The sequence below is a fragment of the Streptomyces sp. NPDC057253 genome (assembly GCF_042669125.1).
GTDB lineage: Bacteria > Actinomycetota > Actinomycetes > Streptomycetales > Streptomycetaceae > Streptomyces.
The window spans coordinates 18,411-34,333 of record NZ_JBHUXV010000049.1; the positions used below are offsets into that span (position 1 = coordinate 18,411).

Sequence of the window (15,923 nt, forward strand, 5' to 3'; positions counted from 1 at the left end):
CGTCCGGTGCACCGCCGCCAGGAGCCGCACCCCGCGTACGGCTCCGCAGACCGGAGAACCCGATGGACACCACACAGATAACCGACGCACCTCCCCCGACTCCCCAGCCGACCCAGGCCGAGCAGAAACGCGCGGCCCGTGGCGCCACCCGACCCGGTGACCGGATCTTCCTCGGTCTCTCCCGCGGGTCGGGCATCCTGCTGCTGGTGATCATGGCCGCGATCGCGGTCTTCCTCACCTACCGCGCCTCGATCGCGATCAGCAAGGACGAGGCCAACTTCTTCACCGCGTTCGAGTGGAACACCCAGCTGATACCGCCGAAGTTCGGCATCGCGGTGCTCGCCTTCGGCACGATCGTCTCCTCGATCATCGCCATGGCCATCGCCGTCCCGATCGCGGTCGCCATCGCGCTGTTCCTCACGCACTACGCCCCGCGCAGGCTGAGCGGCCCGATCGCCTATGTGATCGACCTGCTCGCCGCCGTGCCGTCCATCGTGTACGGCCTGTGGGGCGCCCTGATCCTCGTCCCGCACATGAACGGCCTGTACGGCTGGCTGAACGACTACCTCGGCTGGACCGGCATCTTCTCCTGGCAGCAGGGCGCGCCGCGCTCCATGCTGACCGTCGGCATCCTGCTCGCGATCATGATCCTGCCGATCATCACCAACGTGAGCCGCGAGGTCTTCCGCCAGGTCCCGCAGATGCACGAGGAGGCGGCCCTGGCGCTCGGCGCCACCCGCTGGGAGGTGATCCGCATGGCGGTCCTCCCCTTCGGCCGCTCCGGTGTGATCTCCGCGTCGATGCTCGGCCTCGGCCGCGCGCTCGGCGAGACGATGGCCGTCGCCACCGTGCTCTCGCCCTCCTTCGACATCCAGGCCAGCCTGCTCGACCCGGGCGGCGGCACCTTCGCCCAGAACATCGCCAGCAAGTTCGGTGAGGCCAGCGAGCTGGGCCGGGACGCGCTGATCGCCTCCGGTCTGGTCCTGTTCGTCATCACCCTGCTGGTCAACGGCGCGGCCCGCATGATCATCGCCCGCCGCAAGGAGTACTCGGGGGCCAACGCATGAGCACCGCAGCCACCGCCAGCACCCTGAAGGGTGCCCGCCTGCCCAAGTGGTCGCCGTACGCGATCGCCGCGGGCTCCGTCGCCCTCGGGCTCGGCATCAGTTTCACCGCCGGCCTGGAGAGCAGCATCCAGTGGGCGTTGATCGCCGGGCTGCTCTTCGTCCTCGGCACGTATGTCATCGCCGCCCGGGTGGAGGGCCGCCGCCAGGCCAAGGACCGGATCGCGACCTCGCTGGTCTGGGTCGCCTTCCTGCTCGCCGTCGTCCCGCTGGTCTCCCTGGTGTGGTCGACCGTCTCGCGCGGGCTGAAGGTCCTCGACTTCTACTTCCTGACCCACTCGATGGGCCTGGTCGCCGACTCCGAGCCGGGCGGCGGCATCTACCACGCCATCCTCGGCAGCCTGGAGCAGGTCGCCCTGGCCACCGTGATCGCGGCGCCGATCGGTGTGCTCACCGCGATCTACCTGGTCGAGTACGGACGCGGCCGGCTCGCCAAGGCCGTCACGTTCTTCGTCGACGTCATGACCGGCATCCCGTCGATCGTGGCGGGTCTGTTCATCCTCAGCATCATGCTGATGTTCGACATGGAGCCCTTCGGCTTCGCCGGCTCGCTCGCGCTCGCGATCCTGATGATGCCGGTCGTCGTCCGCTCCACGGAGGAGATGCTCAAGCTCGTCCCGAACGAGCTGCGCGAGGCCTCCCTGGCGCTGGGCATCCCGAAGTGGCGGACGATCCTGAAGGTGGTCATCCCGACCTCCATCGGCGGCATCACCACCGGCATCATGCTGGCGGTCGCCCGTATCGCCGGTGAGACGGCGCCGGTGCTGCTCCTGGTGTGGGGCAACTCGCTCATCAACGCCAACCCCTTCGAGGGTGCGCAGCAGTCGCTGCCGCTGTACATCTATCAGCAGTACGCGAACAGCGCGGGCGCCGGTGCGGCGTACGACCGAGCGTGGGCGGCGTCGCTGACGCTGATCGCCTTCGTGATGATCCTGAACCTGGTGGCCCGCGGCATCGCCCGCTGGAAGGCCCCGAAGACCGGTCGCTGACGCGGCCCATCGGCGACTGATCTGGAAGTGAAGTAGACATGGCCAAGCGAATCGACGTAAGCGGGCTCACCGCCTACTACGGCTCCCACAAGGCGATCGAGGACATCTCGATGACCGTCGAGCCCCGCTCGGTGACGGCCTTCATCGGCCCCTCCGGCTGCGGCAAGTCGACGTTCCTGCGCACGCTCAACCGGATGCACGAGGTCACCTCCGGTGGCCGGGTCGAGGGCAAGGTGCTCCTCGACGACGAGGACCTGTACGGCCAGGGCATCGACCCCGTGTCGGTCCGCCGCGAGGTGGGCATGGTCTTCCAGCGCCCGAACCCGTTCCCCACGATGTCGATCTTCGACAACGTGGCGGCGGGCCTGCGCCTGAACGGCTCGTACAAGAAGTCGGAACTGACCGACGTCGTCGAGAAGTCCCTCAAGGGCGCGAACCTGTGGAACGAGGTCAAGGACCGGCTGAACAAGCCCGGCTCGGGCCTGTCCGGCGGTCAGCAGCAGCGGCTGTGCATCGCCCGCGCGATCGCGGTCGAGCCGAAGGTGCTGCTCATGGACGAGCCCTGCTCGGCCCTCGACCCGATCTCCACCCTCGCCATCGAGGACCTGATCGGGGAGCTGAAGGAGCGCTTCACGATCGTCATCGTGACGCACAACATGCAGCAGGCGGCCCGGGTCTCGGACCGTACGGCGTTCTTCAACCTGGCCGCCGTCGGGCAGCCCGGCAAGCTGATCGAGATCGACGAGACGGAGCGGATCTTCTCCAACCCGTCGGTCCAGGCCACGGAGGACTACATCTCCGGCCGCTTCGGCTGAGCCGGACCGGCTTCGGCCGGCCGGTCTCCTGAAGACCCCTCGCGGTGCTGCATGGCGGTGCCACCGCGAGGACACAGAGGGCCCGCCCCCGGATTCCGGGGGCGGGCCCGTTGTCGTACCGGGGCCGTCCCTACAGGAACAGCAGGTTCACGATTCCGTAGGAGCACGCGGCCACGATCGCCGCGGCCGGCATGGTGATGAACCAGCCGAGGATGATGTTCTTGGCGACGCCCCAGCGGACCGCGTTGACGCGCTTGGTGGCGCCGACGCCCATGATCGCCGAGGTGATGACATGGGTCGTGGAGACCGGCGCCTTGAACAGGTAGGCGGTGGTGAACATGATCGCCGCACCGGTGGTCTCCGCGGCGAAGCCCTGCGGGGGGTCCAGCTCGATGATCTTCCGGCCCAGGGTGCGCATGATGCGCCAGCCGCCCGCGTAGGTGCCCAGCGACAGCATCACCGCGCAGACGATCTTCACCCAGACCGGGATCGGGTCGCCGTAGGTCTCGTGGCCCGAGATCACCAGGGCCATCACCACGACACCCATGGTCTTCTGGGCGTCCTGGAGACCGTGGCCGAGGGCCATGCCGGCCGCGGACACGGTCTGCGCTATCCGGAAGCCCCGCTTGGCCTTGTGCGGGTTGGCCCGCCGGAAGATCCACATGATCGCGGTCATCACCAGGTAGCCGGCGATCAGGCCGACGACCGGGGAGACGAACATCGGGATGACGACCTTGTCGAGCACGCCGTTCCAGATCACCTCGGTGCCGCCCGCGAGTGCGGCGCCCACCATGCCCCCGAACAGCGCGTGCGAGGACGAGGAGGGCAGCCCGAAGTACCAGGTGATGAGGTTCCAGGTGATCGCGCCGACCAGTGCCGCGAAGAGGATGCCCATCCCCTTCGAGCCCTCCGGCGTCTCGATCAGGCCCTCACTGACGGTCTTGGCTACCCCGGAGCCCAGAAAGGCACCTGCCAGGTTCATGACCGCTGCCATCGCGAGCGCGGCCCGGGGCGTGAGCGCCCGCGTGGACACCGAGGTCGCGATGGCGTTCGCGGAGTCGTGGAAGCCGTTGGTGTACGTGAAGAAGAGCGCGACCAGGATGGTCACGACCAGAGCGAAGGTGTCCATGAAGGGGTCAGGACTCCTTGACGGCGATGGTCTCCACCGTGTTCGCCACGTGCTCGAAAGCGTCCGCGGCCTCTTCCAGCACGTCCACGATCTGCTTGAGCTTGAGCACCTCGATGGCGTCGTACTTGCCGTTGAAGAGGGTGGCGAGCAGCTTGCGGTGGATCTGGTCGGCCTGGTTCTCCAGACGGTTGACCTCGATCCAGTACTCGGTGAGGTTGTCCATGGTCCGCAGGTTCGGCATGGCCTCGGCGGTGAGCTCGGCCGCCCGCGCGAGGACCTCGATCTGCTGCTCGACGCCCTTGGGGAGATCCTCGACGTTGTAGAGGACGACCAGGTCGACGGCCTCCTCCATGAAGTCCATGATGTCGTCGAGGGAGGACGCCAGGTTGTAGATGTCCTCGCGGTCGAACGGCGTGATGAACGAGGAGTTCAGTTGGTGGAAGATCGCGTGCGTGGCATCGTCACCGGCGTGTTCCGCGGCCCGCATGCGCTCTGCGATCTCGGCCCGGCCGGCGGTGTCCGCCCCGAGCAGTTCCATCAGGAGCTTCGAGCCCGTGACGATGTTGTCCGCGGAGGCGGCGAACATGTCGTAGAAGCTCGTCTCCCTGGGGGTCAGACGAAAGCGCACAAGGGGTCCTCGGGGTGCATCGGTTTCGGTCAGGCTGATGCTAAGTGCATCATCCGGCCACGGCTAATGGGCCGTCCCCCAGTGTCGCCCATCGGGCACAGTGGTTGGCACGGGGGCCGTCCGCAGGCCCTATACCCGGGAAACTTCGGTACGATATACCCAGGAGGGGTATAGGAATGCCCCTTGTTGTGGAGGACGCGATGACGACGACCGAGACCGGCGCCTCGGCGCCCTCCGAGACGGTGACCGAAAACACCACCCACGGCTACCACAAGCAGAAGGACGAGCACCTCAAGCGCCTGCGCCGGATCGAGGGCCAGATCCGCGGCCTTCAGCGGATGGTCGACGAGGACGTCTACTGCATCGACATACTCACGCAGGTCTCCGCCTCCACCAAGGCGCTCCAGTCCTTCGCCCTCCAGCTCCTGGAGGAGCACCTGCGGCACTGCGTCGCCGACGCGGCCGTCAAGGGCGGCGCCGAGATCGACGCGAAGGTCGAGGAGGCCACGAAGGCGATCGGCCGCCTGCTGCGCACCTGACCTGAGACCGGTCCGACGCTACGACGGGACGGGCGCCCCCGGCGGCTCACGCACCGGAGCCGGGGGCGCCCACCCGTTCCTCGGCCACTTTCAGCACCTCGTCGATGCTCTCCAGGCTGAGCCGGTCGTCCGCGGCCGAGGCCGCGATGATCAGCTCCCCGCACAGTTCGATCTCGGCGAGGGCCACGTGGTCCTGAACCGCCGTACCGCCGACCGGAGCCACGCGCATCACCTCTTCTCTGCCGTTACCGACTTCCTAGAGTAGGGAGCGGCCTACACACCGCGCATGGCACGGAAGGGCTAGTCCTTGACGCCCGGCACGGCCGCTCACCCCTCGGCGATCTTGCCGGCGTAGATGTCCCGGGCGGCCGGCAGCCGTACGTCCGCGGCCGCCCCGAAGTCGTACAGCAGCGTCGTCGAGGCCACCGCGACGGTACCCTGCTGCCGCCCGTTGACGAAGCTGAAGCGGTGCCGGACCTTGCGGATGCGGCCCTGGTCGTCGAGGTAGACGTCGAACGGCACCGCGGCCGTGGCGAACCCTTTCGCCGCCGCGGCGAGCACACCCCGGTTGGCGCCGGAGGCGCTCCTGGCCGCCGCGGCGAGGTCCGCGGTCCCCCGGTAGTGGCGCACCTCGGTCCCGGCCAGCTCGGTCACCCCGACGTACGTCGCCGTCCTGGTCCCGCGCAGCACCTCGGCGGCGGCGAGCGGGTCGGTGGCGCCGCCGGTGACGAGGTTGCCGTCGGTCAGACCCGCGGTGTCCACGCGCACCCACTTGTCGGCGGGCACCCCGGCGCCCCGGTTCTTCATGAACAGGGCTCCGGGGGCGAGGAGTTCGGTGATGGGCCGGTGCTCGCTGGTGCCCGCCGGGTCCTGCGGCAGCAGCACCCGCAGCCGGCCGAGCTGCCCGCGGTAGTCGTACACACCCTCGCCGCGGATGGTGACCCGGGTGCCGCCGGTGGCCATCTCCATCGAGGTGCTGGCCTTCGAACTGCCCGTGTCCACCAGGGTGTCGGGGGCCCGGCGCAGGGTTCCCACCGGGTCGGCGGCGAGCGCGTCGTCCGGGCCCCCGCCGCCCGAGCAGCCGGTGGCACAGGCGCCGGCCAAGAGCACCGCCACGACGACCGCCCCGCGGGCCTGCCTGTGCTGCCGCTCCGCCATCGCCGCCAACCCCCAGCCGATACGTCCGTCAAGGACCCGTGTCGTTCCGCTTAACGACGGCTGGGTGGGCCCGTCACGCGCACACCCGCCGTTTACCCGGGGTGGGTATCGTGGTCGGTGTGGCCCAGCAGGACAGGATCCCCCCACCTCCCCCCGACGCACCGGCCCACCGGACGCAGATGGTCGAACAAGGCCGCTTCTGCCTGGCCCGGTGCACCTGCGGCTGGCGCGGCCCGGCCCGCAGAGCCAGAAGCCAGGCCCGCGCGGACGCGGCGGGGCACGCCGACGGAGGCCTGGGCGTTCCGGCGGACAGCCCCTAGAGCGGCAGCAGTTCGTCGATCAGGGTGCGGTCGCGGTACTGCGTGAGGCGGCTGCGGGCCGCGGCCGGGGAGAGCCACAGGATGCGGTCCACCTCGTCGTTCGGGGTGAAGTGGCCGCCGGTGGCCTCGGCGGCCCAGTAACGGACCCGCTTGGGGCGGCCGTTGGCCATGTAGCGGACGGTGGCGAGCTCGGTTCCGGGCTCGGCGGAGTAGCCCGTCTCCTCCTCGACCTCGCGCAGCGCGGCGGTGAGGGCGTTCTCCGCGCGCTTCAGCTTGCCCTTGGGGTGCGACCAGTCGTCGTACTTCGGCCTGTGCACCAGGCAGATCTCCAGGTCTCCGTCGATCGGAGAGCGGCGCCACAGGACGCAGCCGGCTGCCTGGACGACCGGGTCGTGGAGGTCACCGGGACCGGTCATGTGCTCACCGTCTGCTTCTGCCAGCACTGCTGGAAGGCGAACCGGGCCGCCTCCACCTCGTGGCGCTGGTCGGCGTGCAGGACGCCGAGGGCGTACGCGGTGGCCGGGGCGATACGGGGGGTGCGGGCCGCCGAGGCGGCCGCCGCGGCCGCCTCCGAGGCGTCCCGGTGGCGGTCCAGGCACTGGCTCGCGGTCAGGAGCCGTACGTCCACCGCGGGGGTCAGGACCTCGCGCGCGTAGCGGTGCAGGCGCAGCAGCAGGCGGACCTGGTGCCACGGGGCGTCCTGGGGGTGGGGGGAGGGGTCGGGGGAGAGGCCGTGGATGAGGGCCTCCGCGTTGTAGGGGTGGCCCGCGGTGACGAGGGGCAGGGCCGCCGCCGCGTCGTCCAGGCGTTCCTGGGCCGCCGCGGCCAGGGGGTGCAGATCCGTGGCGGTGGCGCTCTTGACCAGCGGGACCTCGCTGGCCAGCACGGCGATGTTGTCGGCGACCGCGTGGAAGCGGGAGGAGCCGAGGGCCTGGAGCGCGGTGGAGTGGGCCCGGGTGCGGGCGAGGGTGAGCTGGCGGTCCAGGAGGGCGCCCGCCTTCGCCGCGCCCACGGTCAGGTTGCCGCGGTCGGGGACGGGGACGGGGGCGGGCGCGGGGGCGGGTTGGGCCGTGGGGACCGCCGTGGGGACCGTCCCCTGGACCGGGAACACCGCGCCCGAGAGCCGGTGCAGGGCCAGCAACAGCCGCTCCAGCCGGGACTCGTAGGCGTGCTCCATGCCCAAGGTGCCCGACAGCCAGGCCAGTTCAGGGCGCAGGGACTCCGACCAGTCGGTGTCCAGGAGGGGGCGGAAGGTGTGGAGGCTGGCGCTGATGCGGCGGACCGAGCGGCGCAGGGCCCGGGCCGCGTCCGCGGGGTCCTCCGCGCCCGCCGCCGTACCGCCCGACTCGCGGTGCTGGCGGAGAGCGCGGAGGAACTCCGTGGCCTGGGACCGCAGATAGCCCGCGAGGGCGTCCCCGGTCACGGTGCCGACGTGCCCGGACAGGGGTTCCGTCGGTTCAAGGTGTTGCTGTGCCACGCCGGCGCCTCCGGGCGTCTATGAGCATCTCCTGGACGTTGCGCAGGGGTTGGCCGTCCGCGTCCGTGGCGTGCCGGGTCCACTCGCCGTCCGGGCCGAGGTGCCAGGACGCGGTGGTGTCCGACATGCCGGTCTCCAGCAGCCGGTTGAGGGCGGCCCGGTGGGCCGGGTCGGTGACCCGGACCAGTGCCTCTATCCGGCGGTCGAGGTTGCGGTGCATCATGTCGGCGCTGCCGATCCAGACCTCGGGCTCGCCGCCGTTGCCGAAGGCGAAGACCCGGGAGTGTTCGAGGAACCGGCCGAGGATCGAGCGGACCCGGATGTTCTCCGACATGCCCGCGACGCCGGGGCGGATCGCGCAGATGCCGCGCACCCAGACGTCGACCGGCACACCGGCCTGGGACGCACGGTAGAGCGAGTCGATGAGCGCCTCGTCCACCATCGAGTTGACCTTGATGCGGATGAAGGCCGGACGTCCTGCGCGGTGGTGCTGGACTTCCTTGTTCACACGGGAAATGAGGCCGTCGCGAAGGGACTTGGGGGCCACCAGGAGGCGGCGGTAGGTCTCGCGGCGGGAGTATCCGGACAGCCGGTTGAAGAGGTCGGAGAGGTCCGCGCCCACCTGCGGGTCGGCGGTGAGCAGGCCGAGGTCCTCGTAGAGCCGTGCCGTCTTCGGGTGGTAGTTGCCGGTGCCGACGTGGCTGTACCGCCGCAGCGTGTCGCCTTCCTGACGGACCACCAGGGACAGCTTGCAGTGGGTCTTCAGGCCGACCAGGCCGTAGACGACATGGCAGCCCGCCTCCTCCAGTTTGCGCGCCCACTTGATGTTGGCGTGCTCGTCGAAGCGGGCCTTGATCTCGACCAGGACGAGGACCTGCTTGCCGGCCTCGGCGGCGTCGATGAGGGCGTCGACGATCGGGGAGTCGCCCGAGGTGCGGTACAGGGTCTGCTTGATGGCGAGGACGTCCGGGTCGTCGGCGGCCTGCTGGAGGAAGGCCTGGACGGACGTCGAGAAGCTGTCGTAGGGGTGGTGCAGCAGGACGTCACGGGTGCGCAGGGCGGCGAAGATGTCCGGTGCGGACGCCGACTCGACCTCGGCCAGGTCGCGGTGGACGCCGGCGATGAACTTGCGGTACTTCAGCTCCGGGCGGTCCAGGCCGGCGATCCGGAAGAGGCCGGTGAGGTCGAGCGGGCCGGGCAGCGGGTAGACCTCCGCCTCGGAGATCTTCAGCTCGCGCACGAGGAGGTCCAGCACCTCGCGGTCGATGGACTCCTCGACCTCCAGGCGCACCGGCGGGCCGAAGCGGCGCCGCATGAGCTCCTTCTCCAGGGCCTGGAGGAGGTTCTCGGCGTCGTCCTCCTCGACCTCCAGGTCCTCGTTGCGGGTGACCCGGAAGGTGTGGTGCTCCAGCACCTCCATGCCCGGGAACAGCTCCTCCAGGTGGGCGGCGATGACGTCCTCGATGGGGACGTAGCGGCCGGGGGAGGACTCCAGGAAGCGGGACAGCAGCGGCGGGACCTTGACCCGGGCGAAGTGGCGGTTGCCGTTGACCGGGTTGCGCACGATCACGGCCAGGTTCAGGGAGAGGCCGGAGATGTACGGGAAGGGGTGCGCCGGGTCGACCGCGAGGGGGGTGAGGACCGGGAAGATCTGGTGCCGGAACAGGGTGAACAGGCGGGCCTGCTCCTTCTCCTGGAGCTCGTTCCAGCGGACCAGGTGGATGCCCTCCTCGGCGAGCGCGGGGGCGACGTCCTCGTGGTAGCAGGCGGCGTGCCGGGCCATCAGCTCGCGGGAGCGGGCCCAGATCATCTCCAGCACCTCGCGGGGCTGGAGGCCGGAGGCGGAGCGGGTGGCGACGCCGGTGGCGATACGGCGCTTCAGTCCGGCCACCCGGACCATGAAGAACTCGTCCAGGTTGCTGGCGAAGATGGCGAGGAAGTTGGCGCGCTCCAGCAGGGGGGTGTTCGGGTCCTCGGCGAGTTCCAGGACCCGCTCGTTGAAGGCGAGCCAGCTGCGTTCCCGGTCGAGGAAACGACCCTGCGGGAGCTGGGCGGCACCGTCGACCGGGATCTCCTCGTACGCGTCGAGATCGGCGTCGAGGTCGGGCTCCAGATCGGAGACGGTGGCCGACACGGTGTGCGGGCGGTGCGCGGCTATGGAGCCCACGGAGGGCTGCACGTGCTGGACCTCTGCCTGAGTGTTCGACTGGCTCATGGCCCCATTCTTCCGCGCCAGGAGCGAAACGGGCGCGTCGGAGGCGGCTATCGGCAGCGCGGCGATGCGCTCCGCGGCGGCGAGCGGGAGCACGGCGGCGACGTGGGGCACGACCGGGACGCTCCCGTCCCCCCGGTCGCCCTCGGGCGGCGGCGAAGGCTCTGGCACGACGGGCTTCATCCACTGAGCCTCGCAAGCCTGTCTGAACCAACGGTTACGGCGACATGGCGTTAGGGAAATCGCGCCGCGACTGCGGGGGGAGGGGTCGTGGGGGTGGGGGTGGCGCAGTCCGGGGTGGGGAGGGGCGTGCCTGTGGTGGAGCGGGGTGTTTGGGGCGGTGGGTGGGGTGCTTGAGCGGGTGGGGAGGGGCGTGCTCGTGGTGGTGGGTGGTGTGCCTGAGGGCGGGGAGCGTGGTGCTCGGAGGCGGTCAGGGGTGTGCGCGTGGCGGAGGGGGCGCGCCTGGGGGCGGGTGTTGCGCATCGTGGCGGTGGGCTGTGCGCCTGGGGCGGTGGGCGTTGAACCCGGGGGTGGAATGGGGCGCACCCGGAGTGGGGGCCTTCCACCCGGAGGTGGAACGGGGCGCACACGGGGCGTGGGGTTCCGCGCTCGGAGGATGAGCGTGCCGCACACGGGGTGGAGGGCTGTGTGGGGGCGGCGGGCCCAGGGCGCGGTCCGACGCCCTGCACCGGTTCGCCGCCGTGCTCGCCGACCGTGCCGAGGACTTCGCCCGCGCGGCCCGAAGGTCAGGGAGTGCTGCGGTGCAGGTGCCAGAAGGCTGTTGCTGTTGCCAGGGCTGTGATGGTGAGGACGGTGGCCGTTTCGGTGAGGTGGGTCGGCCAGAAGGCGGAGGTGGGCAACGGGTCGGGGCGGTTGTGCTCCAGGGTGCGGTTCAGGACGGTCGTCAGGGTGATCGCCAGGGCCAGGGCGGGGAGCGGGCGGGCCAGCAGGAGGCCGGTGAGGGTGCCGACGGCGAGGGCGCACAGGCCGTACGCCACCACCAGCGGGCCGTGGTCGGCGAACACGTCGTTGAAGATCAGGGAATCCCCCCTCAGGTCCCGGTGTGCCGACCAGGCCCAGCGGTAGACCGGCACGAACACCGCCCCGCCGAGGACCAGCGCCGCCGCGGGCAGCGCCAGCTTGGCGGCCAGCCAGCGGGCCGGCGACACGGACTGCGACCAGGCGAGCCGCGCGGTGCCGCTCTCCAGCTCGCGGCCGATCAGCGCACCACCCGCCCAGGCGGCCACCGCCCAGTAGCTGTAGTACATGAAGGTGCTGATCCAGCCCATCGACATGTCGTAGGTGTACGAGGCCCCGAGCTCGCAGGCTCGGCCCCTGGGACAGGCGTCCAGGCTCGCGTACGCGGAGTCGGCGCCGGCCTCGGTCAGCCACACCAGGTAGCCCACCGAGCCGAGCACGAACGCGGCCCACACGATCAGCGCCGTGCGGTGCAGCCGCAGCAGGGTCCGGGGGAGCCCCCGCCGGGGCAGGGCCGGCGCGCTCATCCGGCCGCCGCCCGCCTGCGCAGGAGGCCGAACGCGAGGGCGACGGCCACGGCGGTCAGGGCGAGCAGGACGCCGGTCTCCAGGAGCTGGCGGGGCCAGTAGTCGGGAGAGGGCAGGTACTCGCGGCCGAAACGGACGATGTCGTGCTTCGCGAGGCAGGCCTTGTCGTCGTAGCAGCCCGGGTCGCCGACCCGGGCGCCGTCGGAGGTGATCGCCCAGCTGCGGGAGTGCAGTTCGGGCTGCTCGTAGCGGCCCTGGAAGGGCCAGTGGTTGCCGCGGAAGGCGTAGACGAGGAAGGAGGCGAACCCGCTGAAGGCCAGCGCGGGCAGGGTGCGGCGGACCGCGAGGCCGATCAGGGCCCCGAGGGCGAGTCCCAGCAGCGGGGCGGCGACGGTGGCCGGGCCGAGGTGGAAGTACAGGGCGCGGGGCTGGATGCCGGCGATCAGCAGGTTGGCGTGGGCGGACCAGAGCTGGTGGTACAGCAGGGTGAGCAAAGTCGTGCCCACGACGACGAAGGCGGCCGGTACCGCGAGCTTCACCGCGAGCCAGCGGGCCGGGGACACCGACTGGGTCCAGGCCAGCTGGGCGGTGCCGCTCTCCAGTTCCCGGGCGGTCAGCGGGCCGCCGGCGAACAGGGCGACGGCGAAGGAGCCCAGGGTGAGCAGGGTGTCGGGGTAGGCGAACCGGCTGCTGTACTCGTCCGCCGAGCCCGTCGCCATGAGGAGCCCGGAGTAGCCGTAGGTCTCCAGCGCGTGCCGGGCGGTGTCGGCGCCGGGGCCGAGGAGCCAGAGCAGCAGACCCGCGGTGCCGGCCGTGAACGCGAGCCAGATCCACAGGGCGGTGCGGTGCAGCCGCAGGACCGTGCGGACCAGGCCGCGCGGTGCCGGTCGTACGGTCTGCGGGGCCGTCCCGATCGAGGGGGTCGTCGTGGTCATGCCGTCACCGCCTCGGGGGCCGCCGTGGTGCCCGGGGTGAGCAGGGCCGGGGCGTCGGGGGCGCGCAGGTGGGCGAGCAACAGCTCCTCCAGCGAGGGGTCCTCGGTCGCCCAGCCCTCGCCGACCGGGCCGTCCCGGCGGATCAGGGCGGTCAGGCCGCGGCCCGCCGTACGGGACTCGATCACGGTGTGGCCGCTCCTCGTGAGGTCGTCGGGGGTGCCGCGGCCGGTCACCACGGTGTGGGCGGCGAGCAGGTCGTCGATGCCGCCGCCGAGCCGGATCCGGCCGCCGCCCAGGAGCAGCAGGTGGTCGCAGGCGTCGGCGAGCTCGGCGACGATGTGCGAGGACATCAGCACGGTGGTGCCGTGCTCGGCGGCGTCCGCCATCAGGGTGCCCATCAGTTCGTGCCGGGCGAGCGGGTCGAGGTCGGCCATCGGCTCGTCGAGGAGCATCAGCTCGGGCCGCTTGCCGAGCGCGAGGGCGAGTGCGACGCGGGTGCGCTGGCCGCCGGAGAGACGGCGGATCCGGGACTTCGGATCGAGGTCGCCCTGCTGGACGATCCGGGCCGCGCGGGCGGCGTCCCAGCGGGCCGGGTTGAGCTCGGCGCCCATCCGCAGGGTCTCGGCGATGGTCAGCTGGGGGTAGAGCGGCTTGTTCTGGGCGAGGTAGGCGACCCGGTCGCGGGTCTCGCCGGGCGCCGCGCCGAGGACGGTGAGCGTGCCGGAGGTGGGCCGCAGCAGGCCGGCGGCGATCGCGAGGAGGGTGGACTTCCCGGCGCCGTTGGGTCCGACCAGTGCGCTGATGCGGCCCGCGGGCAGCCGGAAGGAGCAGCCGTCGAGGGCGGCGCCGCGTCTGCCGTACCGCTTGGCCAGGCCGCACGCCTCCAGGGCGACGGCCGGGGCGGTGCTGGTGGAGCTCACTGGTCCCCCTTCGGGAAGTGTTCATCGAGTACGGCGGTGAGGAGCGCGTCGACGTCCTCGCGCCCCAGGCCCGCCGACCGGGCGCGCTCGGCCCAGTCGTCGAGCTCGGCGCGCAGGGGGGTGTCGGCGGCCTGGGCAGCGGCGCCGAGGGTGCGGCGGACGAAGGTGCCGAGACCGCGGCGGGCCTCGACCAGGCCCTCCCGCTCCAGTTCGCGGTACGCCTTGAGCACGGTGTTCGGGTTGATGGCGGTGGCCTCCACGACCTCGCGGGCGGTGGGGAGCCTGTCGCCGGGTTCGAGGAGGCCCAGTCGCAGGGCCTGCTTGGTCTGCTGGACGATCTGCACGTAGGTGGCGACGCCGGAGCGCCGGTCGATGCGGTACTCGACCACGCGGACAACCACCCTTTCACTAATTGAGTAGTGAAAGGGTGGTGGAAGGGGTCCGGGAAAGTCAAGCGTCGCGGTACCGGCCGCCTTCGTTGTTTCGCGGGCACGACCCTGCTCGCCCGGCTGTACCACCAGCTGTGGTCCGCCCGCGGCAACCTGCTGATCGCCGGAATCCAGCCCCGCGCCCTGTACTTCCACCTCGGCCCGGCCACCGTCGCCGCCCCGCCGCTGGGACTCGCCCTCAGCACCCCGCGCTCGCCTTCACCGGGCTCGCTGTGGTTTTTTCGGGAGCCGCGTGAACCGGTCTGTGGGGGTCGTGCGATGAAGGGGTGTGAGGGAAACGAGAAGCGACGGGGAGCTGCTGCGGGCCATCGCCGCGGACGGGGACCGGCGTGCCTTCGAGGAGCTGTACCGGCGCTACGCACCCTGGCTGCTGGCCCGGCTGCGCGGCCGGTGCGCCGATCCGGGCCTGGTCGACGACGTCGTGCAGGAGACCTTCCTCGCGGTGTGGCGGGGGACCGCCAAGTACCGCGAGGAGGGCGACGTGGCCGGGTGGCTGTGGCGGATCGGGTCGCGGCGGCTCATCGACGCGCTGCGCGGTGACGGGGCGCGGGGGCGGCTCAGGCAGGCCCTGTCCCGGATCCGGCACCGCGACGAGGAGTCCGCGGAGGAACGCGTGCTCGCGGGGGTGGAGCACGGGGACCTCGCCGGCGCCCTCGTCCGGCTCTCGCCGGAGCTGCGGGCGGTCCTTCAGGCGACGGTCATCGACGGGCTGACCACCCGCGAGGCCGCCGTCCTGCTGGGCATCCCGGCCGGCACCGTCAAGACCCGGGCGATGCGGGCCCGCAAGCAGCTGCGGGAGGCACTGGCATGAGCACGAACACCCCCGAGGGAGGTGGCGGCATGACCTGGCATGTGGCCGAGGAAGATCTACGGGCGTACGCCCAGGGCGAGTTGACGGCCCCCCTGCTCTGGTCCGCCGACACCCACCTGACCGCCTGCGCCGAGTGCCGGGCGGCACTGGCCGGCGTCACCGACCCGGTCGCGCTGGACGCCGGCTGGGAGCGGCTGGACGCCGAGCTGGACGCGCCCCGGCCGGGCCGGCTCGAGTCACTGCTGACCCGGGTCGGGGTCGCCGACCACACCGCGCGGCTGCTCGCGGCCACCCCGGTGCTGCGGCGGTCCTGGCTGGCCGCCGTGGTGTTCCTGCTGCTGGCCACCGTGGGCGTGGTGCACACGGCCGGCTCACCGACCCTGTTCCTGGTCCTCGCCCCGCTGCTGCCCCTGGCCGGCGTCTCGCTGTCCTACGGCCCGGCGCTCGACCCGACGTACGAGATGGCCGTCGTCGCGCCCCTGCACGGCTTCCGGCTGCTGATGATCCGCACGCTCGCCGTGCTGGCCGCGGGTCTCGGCCTCAACGGCCTGGCCACCCTCGCCCTGCCCGGCTACGGGCTGCGCGCGCTCGCCTGGCTGCTGCCCGCGCTCGCGCTCACCGCGACCGGCCTCGCCCTCACCCCACGGCTCGGGCCGGTCCTCGCGCCGTCCCTGGTCGGCGGCGCCTGGGTCGCCGTCCTGCTGGCCGCGGAGGCCGCGCGGCAGCAGGACGCCGGTTCGCTCGCACCGTTCACCGCGGCCGGCCAGGGCGTGGCCGCGGCCGTCGCCACGCTCGCCGCCGGACTGCTCTTCCTGCTCCGTGACCGCTTCGACCTCTTCAACGGGGGTGCGGAGTGACGGCGGGCCGGGGGCGCCGGACGGCGGGGTTCGGCGGGGCGGGTCGGGGCGCTTA

17 protein-coding genes are annotated in these 15,923 nt (G+C 71.6%); 6 read left to right on the top strand and 11 right to left on the bottom strand.

Annotated elements, in window-relative coordinates:
- Positions 1 to 62 precede the first annotated feature (62 nt).
- From pstC to pstB, 3 genes are read left to right on the top strand one after another with little or no spacing between them, the layout of a single operon-like run.
- Positions 63 to 1,067 (top strand): phosphate ABC transporter permease subunit PstC, encoded by a 1,005-nt coding sequence (pstC, locus tag ACFULQ_RS25520; RefSeq protein ID WP_383547521.1) that lies wholly within the window; start codon positions 63 to 65, stop codon positions 1,065 to 1,067.
- Positions 1,064 to 2,113, top strand: coding sequence for a phosphate ABC transporter permease PstA (gene pstA / locus ACFULQ_RS25525; RefSeq protein WP_383547524.1), 1,050 nt, complete (start codon positions 1,064 to 1,066; stop codon positions 2,111 to 2,113). Before pstC ends, pstA begins: the two co-directional genes overlap by 4 nt.
- A gap of 38 nt (positions 2,114 to 2,151) precedes the next feature.
- On the top strand, positions 2,152 to 2,928 hold the full coding sequence (gene pstB, locus ACFULQ_RS25530; RefSeq protein WP_381300261.1) for a phosphate ABC transporter ATP-binding protein PstB: 777 nt from the start codon (positions 2,152 to 2,154) through the stop codon (positions 2,926 to 2,928).
- Between the two features lie 130 nt (positions 2,929 to 3,058).
- Here pstB and ACFULQ_RS25535 read toward each other — a convergent pair whose 3' ends face one another.
- Together ACFULQ_RS25535 and ACFULQ_RS25540 are read right to left on the bottom strand one after the other, a co-directional pair.
- Positions 3,059 to 4,057, bottom strand: coding sequence for an anion permease (locus ACFULQ_RS25535; protein ID WP_383547528.1), 999 nt, complete (start codon positions 4,055 to 4,057; stop codon positions 3,059 to 3,061).
- Positions 4,058 to 4,064: 7 nt separating this feature from the next.
- A complete protein-coding gene (locus ACFULQ_RS25540; protein WP_381300259.1) occupies positions 4,065 to 4,685 on the bottom strand; it encodes a DUF47 domain-containing protein in 621 nt (206 codons plus the stop codon).
- A gap of 200 nt (positions 4,686 to 4,885) precedes the next feature.
- On the opposite strand from ACFULQ_RS25540, the gene ACFULQ_RS25545 reads away from it, so the two are divergent.
- Positions 4,886 to 5,224 (top strand): metal-sensitive transcriptional regulator, encoded by a 339-nt coding sequence (locus tag ACFULQ_RS25545; RefSeq protein WP_383547531.1) that lies wholly within the window; start codon positions 4,886 to 4,888, stop codon positions 5,222 to 5,224.
- Between the two features lie 46 nt (positions 5,225 to 5,270).
- Here ACFULQ_RS25545 and ACFULQ_RS25550 read toward each other — a convergent pair whose 3' ends face one another.
- From ACFULQ_RS25550 to ACFULQ_RS25590, 9 genes are all read right to left on the bottom strand, one after another.
- Entirely contained in the window at positions 5,271 to 5,453 is a 183-nt protein-coding gene (locus tag ACFULQ_RS25550) for a hypothetical protein (protein ID WP_383547534.1), read from the bottom strand.
- Between the two features lie 98 nt (positions 5,454 to 5,551).
- Positions 5,552 to 6,382 (bottom strand): hypothetical protein, encoded by an 831-nt coding sequence (locus ACFULQ_RS25555; protein ID WP_383547537.1) that lies wholly within the window; start codon positions 6,380 to 6,382, stop codon positions 5,552 to 5,554.
- Positions 6,383 to 6,698: 316 nt separating this feature from the next.
- Positions 6,699 to 7,118, bottom strand: a complete 420-nt coding sequence (locus ACFULQ_RS25560; protein WP_383547540.1) for an NUDIX hydrolase — start codon at positions 7,116 to 7,118, stop codon at positions 6,699 to 6,701.
- Positions 7,115 to 8,179 carry a CHAD domain-containing protein gene (locus ACFULQ_RS25565; RefSeq protein WP_383547543.1) on the bottom strand — a complete coding sequence of 355 codons (1,065 nt, stop codon included), beginning with the start codon at positions 8,177 to 8,179 and terminating at the stop codon, positions 7,115 to 7,117. Before ACFULQ_RS25565 ends, ACFULQ_RS25560 begins: the two co-directional genes overlap by 4 nt.
- On the bottom strand, positions 8,160 to 10,394 hold the full coding sequence (locus tag ACFULQ_RS25570; protein ID WP_383547658.1) for an RNA degradosome polyphosphate kinase: 2,235 nt from the start codon (positions 10,392 to 10,394) through the stop codon (positions 8,160 to 8,162). Before ACFULQ_RS25570 ends, ACFULQ_RS25565 begins: the two co-directional genes overlap by 20 nt.
- A 743-nt stretch (positions 10,395 to 11,137) precedes the next feature.
- Positions 11,138 to 11,896, bottom strand: a complete 759-nt coding sequence (locus ACFULQ_RS25575; protein WP_383547546.1) for a hypothetical protein — start codon at positions 11,894 to 11,896, stop codon at positions 11,138 to 11,140.
- Entirely contained in the window at positions 11,893 to 12,831 is a 939-nt protein-coding gene (locus ACFULQ_RS25580) for a hypothetical protein (RefSeq protein ID WP_383547549.1), read from the bottom strand. The genes ACFULQ_RS25575 and ACFULQ_RS25580 overlap by 4 nt, the downstream gene beginning before the upstream one ends.
- Entirely contained in the window at positions 12,828 to 13,751 is a 924-nt protein-coding gene (locus tag ACFULQ_RS25585) for an ABC transporter ATP-binding protein (RefSeq protein ID WP_383547552.1), read from the bottom strand. The genes ACFULQ_RS25580 and ACFULQ_RS25585 overlap by 4 nt, the downstream gene beginning before the upstream one ends.
- Positions 13,748 to 14,140 carry a GntR family transcriptional regulator gene (locus ACFULQ_RS25590; protein WP_383547555.1) on the bottom strand — a complete coding sequence of 131 codons (393 nt, stop codon included), beginning with the start codon at positions 14,138 to 14,140 and terminating at the stop codon, positions 13,748 to 13,750. The genes ACFULQ_RS25585 and ACFULQ_RS25590 overlap by 4 nt, the downstream gene beginning before the upstream one ends.
- Positions 14,141 to 14,468: 328 nt before the next feature.
- On the opposite strand from ACFULQ_RS25590, the gene ACFULQ_RS25595 reads away from it, so the two are divergent.
- On the top strand, positions 14,469 to 15,011 hold the full coding sequence (locus tag ACFULQ_RS25595) for an RNA polymerase sigma factor (protein ID WP_383547559.1): 543 nt from the start codon (positions 14,469 to 14,471) through the stop codon (positions 15,009 to 15,011).
- 29 nt (positions 15,012 to 15,040) lie between these two features.
- Positions 15,041 to 15,868, top strand: coding sequence for a zf-HC2 domain-containing protein (locus ACFULQ_RS25600; protein ID WP_383547661.1), 828 nt, complete (start codon positions 15,041 to 15,043; stop codon positions 15,866 to 15,868).
- Positions 15,869 to 15,923: the final 55 nt, after the last annotated feature.

What these genes read in the sequence shown, in the direction of transcription:
- ACFULQ_RS25550 (WP_383547534.1), bottom strand. Translation starts at nt 5,453, where the DNA reads ATGCGCGTGGCTCCGGTCGGCGGTACGGCGGTTCAGGACCACGTGGCC.
- ACFULQ_RS25575 (WP_383547546.1), bottom strand. Translation starts at nt 11,896, where the DNA reads ATGAGCGCGCCGGCCCTGCCCCGGCGGGGGCTCCCCCGGACCCTGCTG.
- ACFULQ_RS25545 (WP_383547531.1), top strand. Translation starts at nt 4,886, where the DNA reads ATGACGACGACCGAGACCGGCGCCTCGGCGCCCTCCGAGACGGTGACC.
- ACFULQ_RS25560 (WP_383547540.1), bottom strand. Translation starts at nt 7,118, where the DNA reads ATGACCGGTCCCGGTGACCTCCACGACCCGGTCGTCCAGGCAGCCGGC.
- ACFULQ_RS25600 (WP_383547661.1), top strand. Translation starts at nt 15,041, where the DNA reads ATGACCTGGCATGTGGCCGAGGAAGATCTACGGGCGTACGCCCAGGGC.
- ACFULQ_RS25580 (WP_383547549.1), bottom strand. Translation starts at nt 12,831, where the DNA reads ATGACCACGACGACCCCCTCGATCGGGACGGCCCCGCAGACCGTACGA.
- pstB (WP_381300261.1), top strand. Translation starts at nt 2,152, where the DNA reads ATGGCCAAGCGAATCGACGTAAGCGGGCTCACCGCCTACTACGGCTCC.
- pstC (WP_383547521.1), top strand. Translation starts at nt 63, where the DNA reads ATGGACACCACACAGATAACCGACGCACCTCCCCCGACTCCCCAGCCG.
- ACFULQ_RS25535 (WP_383547528.1), bottom strand. Translation starts at nt 4,057, where the DNA reads ATGGACACCTTCGCTCTGGTCGTGACCATCCTGGTCGCGCTCTTCTTC.
- pstA (WP_383547524.1), top strand. Translation starts at nt 1,064, where the DNA reads ATGAGCACCGCAGCCACCGCCAGCACCCTGAAGGGTGCCCGCCTGCCC.
- ACFULQ_RS25570 (WP_383547658.1), bottom strand. Translation starts at nt 10,394, where the DNA reads ATGAGCCAGTCGAACACTCAGGCAGAGGTCCAGCACGTGCAGCCCTCC.
- ACFULQ_RS25555 (WP_383547537.1), bottom strand. Translation starts at nt 6,382, where the DNA reads ATGGCGGAGCGGCAGCACAGGCAGGCCCGCGGGGCGGTCGTCGTGGCG.